Here is an 8,895-nt window from a genome sequence, read left to right as displayed (position 1 = left end):
ACGAATTAGAAAACTACGAACGCACTAAATTCGATTTAGCACTTGAAGCATTAAATCGAAATGATGAAATAAAAATTGAACTTTTAAAGCGTGTAATTTATTGTCTTGCTGATGGCGAAACTACAGAAGCACTAAATTTTATCGACAACTTACCTGGACTAAGGCAAAAATAAAATAGAAAGAATTAGTAAAATGAATGATCCAAATTTATTACAGAAACATATTTTAATTAATAAAGATGATTGGAAGTTTTTACAAAATTTAATAAAGAAAACTCCGTCAGTAAATAGTTTTACTGACGTAATCCATTTAATAATTCAAAAGTTAAAAGCTAATCAAGAAGAAAGTAAAGCATTAGAACTTTTGCAACAACTTCGCATTCAGTTGAGTAGCATTAGTAAAGATGTTTCGATGGGTAATCACATGGTGGGTGAATTGTTTTACATTAATGATTTGCAATTTGTTCGTCACGGTGTAACTCCGGAAATAAAAACTACTGCAATGAAACTGGTTGATAAGGATATTAAAAATGCTCAAGAAAGGAAAAATAGCAAACATGACTAAAACACTTTTTGTAGATGAATCTGATTGGGAAAGAATTGAACAACTCACATATCATAAATTAAATTACAACAATATGGGAGAAACAATTCACACCTTGGTTGATTTTTTTGAAGCCAGAAATCAGGAATAACATGAGTAAAACAAAAGTTCCTCATATTATTTTGACTAGCAAATTTACATATTCTGTTGCTAGAAGTCAAACTAAAACTGATTATGGAAATTATGCTGTTGATTATATGGGGCGAAAAAAAGCAATCGAAAATTTGGCGTATTTGACCCCAGAAGAAGAAACTAAATTATTGCAGCGTAAAGCAGAACTTGGAACTGAAAATGAACCATTGCTGCAAAAAATTAGCAGCTACACAACAAAATTAAAAGGTAGTTCTAATTTAGAAAAAAGTAATAAAACAGAATTAAATAAGCCGAATTTTTTTGAATTAAATAGTCGAGACTATGGTAAATATATTGGCTATATGATGCGGAAACAAGCTTTAGCAAATAAGAAAGAAGTTGAGGGACTATCACAAAAAGAAGAAGCTGAACTTGCTCGCGTAACCAAAGGAGCTGCTAAATATGACGCTCCAAAAGTTGACGGTAAGAACAAAATATTGCAAGGATATTTTTCATCAGATCAGGATACTATTCGTTTAAAAGACCTAGGAACTATTCGTAAAAAAATGCGTTTAGCTCAAGCAAACAATTCTGTTTTATGGCAAGACGTAATTAGTTTTGACAACAACTATTTAAGAGAAATGGGTGTCTTTGATCCAACAACTGGTTACTTAGATGAAGCTGGCATTCGTAAAGCAAGTGCTGCAATGATGTCAAATTTAGTTAAGGAAGAAAATTTAACTTTACCATTTTGGACAGCTTCAATTCATCGTAATACTGACAATATCCATATCCATTTTGCTTTAGTTGAAGGTATTAATTCACGTCCTAAAAAGCGTTTTATAGACAAACACGGAGTTGAGCATACCGCTCCAACAGGGTGGCGCAAAGCAACTACCATTCATCACATGAAAAGCAACTTCACTGGAACGATGTTTGATACTTCTTCAATGCTAAAAGAAATGAATTTACAAAGAAACAAAATTACCAAAAGTATGGCTGCTGCATTTGATCAATCACTACAAAAAGAGCCTACTTTCCAAAAAGAACTAAATAAATTTGTTAAAACATTACCCGAGAATACAGCTAAATGGCGCTGGGCCGATTTAAATTCTAACCAACGTAAGCAACTAAATAATTTAGTAGATTTAACCATGAAAGATAATCCTTCTTATCAGAAATGGAATAATCTTTTTTCAAAATATCAAACTTACTACATAGAAATGTATGGACAATCCAAAGATAATCAGAAAAATACTGCAGCCAAAAAATGGGAAGATTTAAAATACCGAGCTGGTAATTCATTACTAAAAAAATTAAAAGCAGTAACAGAGCAAAGCAATCACGCTAGACAAAATTACAGTGAGCTTCGTAAGCAAAGACAACAAGAATTTACTAAAAAGGTTAAGCAGCAGAAGCGAAAAAAAGAACTTGATTTTGCGCTTAAAAAGACCGTTCAACCAACTTTTAGCAAGAATAAGAGCGCTAAAGTTTATAAGCAACTGCAGAATACGAATCAAAAAAATTTTGCTTCGTTTGAAAAGCAACAAGCACTGACCACCTATGAGCAAGTACAACATGCCATCGATCTTGAAATACAGCAACGTTAAAAATAGTGAAAATTTTCGCCTTACAATTGCCTTACCGCCTTAATAGAAAGGAGTTACTATGCAACAATTATCTGTTTTTGATCAAAAAGTAATATCAAAAATAACTAGTAAAAATCAGGTCACGCTTCCTCAAGCAATTAGAGAAATTTTAGCCGTGAAAGCTAACGACAATATCGAGTGGAATATTAGTTCTGATGGCAAAATTACTATTACAGCTGCTAAAAGAAGTTTTTGGCAAGTAATTGATGAACAGCAAGCCAAATATGGCAGCATTGACACGACAAAAATCGACTGGGGATCCGAATTAGAAAGTGAGGATTAAAAATTTAAAAATGAAACTACATCAAGGAGATATTATTTGGCTGGATTTAGAGCCGGCCAAGGGAACTGAAACTAAAAAAAGACGACCATGTTTAGTCGTCAGCAATGATGATTACAACCGTATTTTTAATACTGTTATGACCGTACCCATCAGTATGGCCAAAAAATATTTTACCGAGGAAAAATATAAGAAATCACCGTTTTTTGTTCCAATTGATCAAGAAAAGATTCACGGTACAGCACTTTTGCAACAGGCAAGAACGGTTGATCCGACTAAACGTACTACTAGTAAGGTAAAAGGAAAGTTACCAGCTTTAAAAATGCAGCAAATTAGTAATGTGCTTGCACAATTTTATTAATTATTAAAATAAAAAGAGAGCTACCGCTCCCTAAATTAATTTCTTCAATTTCTGATAAAAGTTTTCATGAGTTCCAACTAGCAATATTTTATCAACAATTTTTTGCTTTAATTGTCTATCTTTGATTTTTTTAAGCACTTTAACAGTTCTAGCACTTAACTTTATTCTATAAGCCAATTTCTTTTTCAAGCTCCTCTTTAGTCATAGCAGGTTCTTTAGCACCTTCTTTGGCTAATTTATTAAATGCTTGGGGAATGGCTTTTTTTATTTCTGAAAATCTATTATACAATTCTTTACCCGCATAATTTTGTTCAAGTAGATTTTTTAGAATATCAGCGTCAAAGTCAAAAAATTCATCTTCATCAACAAATTCAAAAAATATGCCGTTGTTAGTTAATCGGGGAATGGTAGTTACTCCCTCTTTAACACCAAAACTCTTAGGAATTGAAAGCATTACCGCATTACCTTGTTTTCTAGTTTTTACCGTTTTCATCTTGGTCACCTCAATAATATTATCTCATTTTGTAAAATTAATTACTTTAAAACAGAAAGGAAATTTAATGAAAAAAATTCTACCTAAAATTACAGCCTGGTTTACAGGATTTATTGCTTTATTTCTCTACTTTTTACTGGAAAGTATGTTTGTTGTTCCTAATAAACGTAAAAGTGTAATTATTGGATACATCATCACTTTAATAATTGTTGTCTTAATACTATTGATATACCACCAAGGTTTAAGACAGCAAAATTCTTGGCATTTTACAATTAAATTCTCTAAATGTGATAAAACTACAGTTAGAAAAGCTAGTTGGGCTATACTGGCTTTTGCAATAATTCTATTAGTTCAAGTACTTATTGGCTACATACTGGGTAGTGGAGCAACCTCTCAAAATCAAACAGCACTCAATCAATTAATTAACCAAGAAGGTATGCAATTTAAAGTTTTTATCGGCTTAGTTGCACCTATCATTGAAGAAACTATCTTTCGTGGAATCTTTTTTAATCTTTGCTTTACTAAAAATACAAAGCAAAACATGATTCTAGGTATAATCACCAATGGCCTGGTGTTTGCTATTTTTCATGATCCAGAGTTCTCTCCGTTTATCATTGGATATTGGTTAATGGGCAGTATGCTTGCATTCGTTTACTTAAAAACTAGAGATTTAAAATGGCCTATTTTGGTTCACATGGCCAACAACTTAATAGGTCTTATATAATACAAATTTTATAGCAATTAAAGAGAAAGGTACTAAATAGCACCTTTTTTAATTTCACTACTTAGGAGGTGATTTTAAAGAAAAATCGAATATTTTTATTATTAGATGTAGGCACCTAGTTTTATAAAGCTAGGTGCCTTTTTGTTTTTAGAAAGGTTTAAAAATGGCAAAAAAAGAATTTAATGGTTGGTTAAATCAGCTATATCACACAAATATTGTAGATTTGTGTAATCAGTTAGGAATTGAACTTACACAAGATGGACGTACATACCGTGGTAAGGAACATGACAGCTTGGTTATCACACCAAGTAAAAACTCATTTTATTGGAACTCTCGTCAAGTTGGCGGTACAGGTGGGTTGATGTTCTTGAAAAAGTACTATCTTGCTGACGATCAACTAAGCAAAAAAGAGCTGTATGCTAAATTGCATAAAATCGTTTCTGAAAATGATCTGATTGAATTTAATGAATCAGAACAAACAGCAGAGCCTATTGTTCCCTACGTTTACCCTCAAGAAAATATTGTTGATAATATTAACCAGGCGAAAAACTATTTGAGTAATGAAAGAAAAATTGCTCCGCAATTCGTTGATTGGCTGCATGATCACGGTTACCTAGATCAAGATAAATTGGATAATGCTATTTTTAACGAAATTAATCCATTAACCAGTGAAATTATTGGTGCTACCAAGCAAGGAACACACATTGACTTTGACAAGTATCCAAAACGGGGCACATTTAAAGAAATAGATAAAAATTCCACGCACAACGCTGCGTGGTTTTTTGATATTGGTAAACCTGAAAATTTACGCTTTTTTGAAAGCCCAATTGACGCTATGTCCTTTTATCAACTTGCTCCAGACAAGCTTAAAAATACCCGGTTTGTTTCCATGAATGGCTTAAAAGAACGAGTAGCGTCTACCTATATGACCTTAACAGATTCACAACTAGCAAAAGAAAACTCTGGAATTAAGTCTATTGCCTTTGGTGTTGATAATGATGAAGCTGGCGACAATTTTATTAAAACAATGCAGCAATACCGTTTTACCAATAATCAAGGAGATAACGTCAAGTTGCTTTCAGCACAGCCGAATAAAAAATGGGGTAAAGACTGGAATGATGAACTTAAAGGTATTACCGATTTAAAAGAAAAACAGCAAGAAAAAGTAGTAGCCAAAAACACTAGTGCAACTACTAAAGTACCGTATGAAGATGAAACCGGGCGAGTAACCGATGAAGCTAGCAAAGAAAAAAAGTTTTACTTGATAAATGAAGATGGTAGATATATGACCCACGCAAAATCATTTGATTTTAGTGATCGTGCACCTGGTCCAGTTAGTAATAATACAGTCAAAAGATTGTTAGCCGGAGCTAAATCCTCTGCAACACTTGAATTTTCCATTGAAGATATTAAACGACATCAAACATTTAACCAATTACCCCAACATTATCAAAAAATTTTAGTAACACCAGAAAGTACCCAGCAGTTAAAAGATATGGTCAACGAAAAACAAATTAATTTAGAAAATAAGCACAAGTTAGAAAAAACTTCCCCTGTTTCTTCTGATGTCACCAAAACTTCAATTACAGATTTAATGCAGGACGTACAATCTTATCTTGTTGATCCAGAAAAAACATTACAACTAGCTGATTTTTTAAGTAATTTTCATGATTATTCCATTCGTAATCGACTACTAATTGCACATCAACGTAAAGGTGCACTAGCCGTAGCCAGTTATAAAAAGTATCAAGAAATGGGTTATTCAGTTAAACGTGGTGAAAAAGGTATAAAAATTTTAGTACCCGTTCAACTCAAGAAATTTAGCCGGAATGGTAAAGAAATACCACTTAAATACGCTACTAAAGAAGAAAAGGCTAAAATTAAGGCCGGCAGCATTTCAACTCATACTTCCTTAGGCTTTGTACATGGTAACGTTTTTGATGTTACTCAAACTACTATGCCAAAAGAGAAATACCCTGAAATGTACCCTAACCGACACCTAGATTTTGATATTAGTAAAGCAACTGATCAACAAAAACTTAATGACAATTTAGATAAATTCGCCAATAATATTGGCTTTAAAGTTATTAGAAATTTACCTGATGCAGAGTATAGTCGGAACTTTGGTATATCCAAGGGCGTAACTTTACCAAAACAAAAAACAATTTATTTAAATCCTTCTGATACGCCAACTGAAAAAGTTACTACCTTAATGCACGAACTTGGCCATGCTCAACTTCACGATGAAAAATCACAGACTTCACGCCCAATTAAGGAACTACAAGCGCAGTTAACCTCCTACTTAGTTGCTAAAAGCTATGGTATTAATAATCATGATTACACAGTAGACTACATCGCAAGTTGGACAGATCACGGCAAGAAGCTAAACACGCTAGACAAAAAGTCGCAAGCTGCAATTTTAAATAATGTCACTAAAGCAGCTGACAAAATGATTAGCTCTATAGATGGTAGAGATAAAAGCCTAACTACTTCTATGTCTATGAAGCAAACGCCTCAACGTAAAGTAAGGCAATCTACTACTACACAACAAACTGTTAATCAAAATATGCTGGCAGCACAATTTGCTCAACAGCAACAAGTGCAACAACGTGGTCTTGAACTTGGCTAATTTATACCAAAAATGTTATATTTTGTTTTAAATATGGTATAATATAAATAACGTAAAAAGTGATTATTTATGGAGGTAACCGTATGACTACAGTTATTTATAAGCTTTTAGAAAATAAAAATATTTCACTAAACGAAGTGGCTAGAAAAAGTAGTGTTCCTGTAACCACTCTTGCTAATGCTGCCAAAAAACCAATTGAAGCCTGGACTATCCGAATTTTAAATGCTTTTGCATTGGGATTAGATGAATTACCTAGTCATTTATTAGTCAAATTACAGCCTAAAACTTATCAATTAAAAATTAATGACGATGAACAAAAAATTCAGGGTGTTTACATTCCTGACAAAGCAACCTATTACCAGATCAGATCAGTTGTAGAAGCTAGTCATTTAGAAGGCTGGAACCCTCAACCTGAGGATATTCAATACCTAGTAAACAAAGCTTACAATCCTGATCCCGAATTAGAAAAAGAATACGAAAAAATCTTTGGAGATAGTAATGAGTGACTGGATAGAAGATACATTATACAGTAACGGTGTACTTAAAAATAAATACCACATTCACGATCAAAAATTATTAGAAGAAGTAGAATACCGTGAATCCAACGAAAGAGCTTTACTAATTTTACAAAAGCAACCTAAAATCAAAGACATTAGCTACTTAGCTAAAATTCATAAATTCATGTTTAATTCTTTGTATGATTGGGCAGGAGAATATCGTCCCGGTAACTTCCAAAAAAATGGCTTTGAATTTTTTGATCATTCAAGATTTGAATTTGCCGAGCAAAATATCAATTCGCTGATGAAGCAGCAGCCCAATAAAGAACCTTTGCAAGCCGAAGATTATGCCAAATTACTTGATGAGATCAACTTCATGCACCCTTTTAGAGAGGGTAATGGTCGTAGTACAAAGACTTTTCTACAAGCATACGCTGCTAATCATGAACAAGTTTTAGATTACCCACGACAAAACGATGAAATGATCCAAGCTCAAAACGAAGCTGACGTTAAGCATATTTCACGCTTACTCAAGGTTCAAAACTCTCCAACTAGGGAAGTAGCCTTTAAAACTTTAGTTAAGCAACATAAAGAAAGACAAGCTGAAACTTTATCGCAAGCCGAACTTGCTGCACAGTATGAAGCACAACAACAGCAACAAGGGCTCGAACAAGGCGGACTTGAATTAGAGTAGAAGGAAATAAAAATGAATTTTACAGAAACAGCTGCATTAGAAAATCAAATCAAAAAACTAAGTTATGATGAAATTAAAGACCGTATCAACCAAGCAGACAATCAAAATGATCGTAATTTCTGGTTTGCGATTTATGATCGTGCATTACAATTACGGCAAAAAGATATAATTAATGCCAAGGAATTTATCAGATGAGTTTAGATTTATATATATTCGCCGGAATTAATGGAGCCGGTAAATCAACACTTTATAGTTCAGCTATTAATCCTAAAATCCAAGCTAGTAAAAGAGCTAATGCTGATGAAATAGCTCGTGATAATCATTGGGATTGGCACGATCAAAAAAGTAATTTTAAGGCTATGCGAATTGAAGTTAGTCGTATTCACTCGTTCATTACTAACAAGCAAAGTTTTAATATGGAAACAACATTTGCTTCTTCTAAAAAATCATACATTAATATAATAAACGAAGCTAAAAAACAAGGTTTTACAACTCATTTGCTGTACGTAGGCTTAGATAGTCCTGAACTGGCCAAGAAAAGAGTAAAAGCTAGAGTAGCAAAAGGTGGACATGGAATACCTGATGAAACAATTGATCGGCGTTATCCTAAATCAATTAAAAACTTAACAGTACTTGCACCATTCTTTGATACTGTTGAAATTTCTGACAATACTAATGAATTTACAACAATCTATACTAGAAATAATGATCAGGTTTTAATTCATAACAAAGAAATATCTTGGGCACAAGAAAGTATTAAAGAGGACATATCGAAATTAGCTGAAAGAAAAGTTACCCTTTCTCAAGCCGAACTTGCTGCACAGTATGAAGCCCAAAAACAGCAACAAAAAGGGCTTGAACAGGACGGACTTGAATTATAATAGGAGCTAATT

12 protein-coding genes are annotated in these 8,895 nt (G+C 33.1%); 11 read left to right on the top strand and 1 reads right to left on the bottom strand.

Annotated elements, in window-relative coordinates:
* The first annotated feature begins 192 nt into the window (after positions 1-192).
* Genes PT287_RS09810 through PT287_RS09790 form a run of 5 tightly spaced genes read left to right on the top strand, consistent with a single transcriptional unit; the run spans position 193 to position 2,965 of the window.
* Positions 193-564 carry a hypothetical protein gene (locus PT287_RS09810; protein WP_277134614.1) on the top strand — a complete coding sequence of 124 codons (372 nt, stop codon included), beginning with the start codon at positions 193-195 and terminating at the stop codon, positions 562-564.
* Complete coding sequence (locus PT287_RS09805) at positions 557-694, top strand: hypothetical protein (protein WP_277134612.1); 138 nt, start codon at positions 557-559, stop codon at positions 692-694. Before PT287_RS09810 ends, PT287_RS09805 begins: the two co-directional genes overlap by 8 nt.
* A gap of 1 nt (position 695) precedes the next feature.
* Positions 696-2,285 carry a MobP2 family relaxase gene (gene mobP2, locus PT287_RS09800; protein ID WP_277134610.1) on the top strand — a complete coding sequence of 530 codons (1,590 nt, stop codon included), beginning with the start codon at positions 696-698 and terminating at the stop codon, positions 2,283-2,285.
* A 58-nt stretch (positions 2,286-2,343) separates the two neighbouring features.
* A complete protein-coding gene (locus tag PT287_RS09795; protein ID WP_277134608.1) occupies positions 2,344-2,607 on the top strand; it encodes a type II toxin-antitoxin system PrlF family antitoxin in 264 nt (87 codons plus the stop codon).
* 10 nt (positions 2,608-2,617) lie between these two features.
* Positions 2,618-2,965, top strand: a complete 348-nt coding sequence (locus tag PT287_RS09790; protein WP_277134606.1) for a type II toxin-antitoxin system PemK/MazF family toxin — start codon at positions 2,618-2,620, stop codon at positions 2,963-2,965.
* A 166-nt stretch (positions 2,966-3,131) separates the two neighbouring features.
* Here the strand turns inward: PT287_RS09790 and PT287_RS09785 are convergent, their stop codons facing one another.
* The gene (locus PT287_RS09785; RefSeq protein WP_277134604.1) at positions 3,132-3,458 is read right to left on the bottom strand and encodes a toxin-antitoxin system; all 327 of its coding nucleotides are present in this window, start codon (positions 3,456-3,458) and stop codon (positions 3,132-3,134) included.
* A gap of 67 nt (positions 3,459-3,525) precedes the next feature.
* On the opposite strand from PT287_RS09785, the gene PT287_RS09780 reads away from it, so the two are divergent.
* The 6 genes from PT287_RS09780 to PT287_RS09755 all read left to right on the top strand — a co-directional run bounded on the left by PT287_RS09780 (position 3,526) and on the right by PT287_RS09755 (position 8,883).
* On the top strand, positions 3,526-4,182 hold the full coding sequence (locus PT287_RS09780; RefSeq protein ID WP_277134603.1) for a CPBP family intramembrane glutamic endopeptidase: 657 nt from the start codon (positions 3,526-3,528) through the stop codon (positions 4,180-4,182).
* A 163-nt stretch (positions 4,183-4,345) separates the two neighbouring features.
* Positions 4,346-6,811, top strand: a complete 2,466-nt coding sequence (locus PT287_RS09775; protein WP_277134602.1) for a toprim domain-containing protein — start codon at positions 4,346-4,348, stop codon at positions 6,809-6,811.
* A gap of 83 nt (positions 6,812-6,894) precedes the next feature.
* Complete coding sequence (locus PT287_RS09770) at positions 6,895-7,317, top strand: XRE family transcriptional regulator (protein WP_277134600.1); 423 nt, start codon at positions 6,895-6,897, stop codon at positions 7,315-7,317.
* Positions 7,310-8,002, top strand: coding sequence for a Fic family protein (locus PT287_RS09765; RefSeq protein ID WP_277134598.1), 693 nt, complete (start codon positions 7,310-7,312; stop codon positions 8,000-8,002). The genes PT287_RS09770 and PT287_RS09765 overlap by 8 nt, the downstream gene beginning before the upstream one ends.
* A 12-nt stretch (positions 8,003-8,014) precedes the next feature.
* Positions 8,015-8,197 carry a hypothetical protein gene (locus tag PT287_RS09760; protein WP_277134596.1) on the top strand — a complete coding sequence of 61 codons (183 nt, stop codon included), beginning with the start codon at positions 8,015-8,017 and terminating at the stop codon, positions 8,195-8,197.
* Positions 8,194-8,883: a zeta toxin family protein gene (locus tag PT287_RS09755; RefSeq protein WP_277134594.1), complete on the top strand. Its 690-nt coding sequence runs from the start codon at positions 8,194-8,196 to the stop codon at positions 8,881-8,883. Before PT287_RS09760 ends, PT287_RS09755 begins: the two co-directional genes overlap by 4 nt.
* The last annotated feature ends 12 nt before the right edge of the window (positions 8,884-8,895 follow it).

Origin of the sequence: Lactobacillus sp. ESL0679 (assembly GCF_029433515.1) — a bacterium.
In the GTDB taxonomy this organism is placed as follows: domain Bacteria; phylum Bacillota; class Bacilli; order Lactobacillales; family Lactobacillaceae; genus Lactobacillus.
Note: the sequence above shows the minus strand (reverse complement) of the source record. Positions and strands in the feature narration are given on the sequence as shown.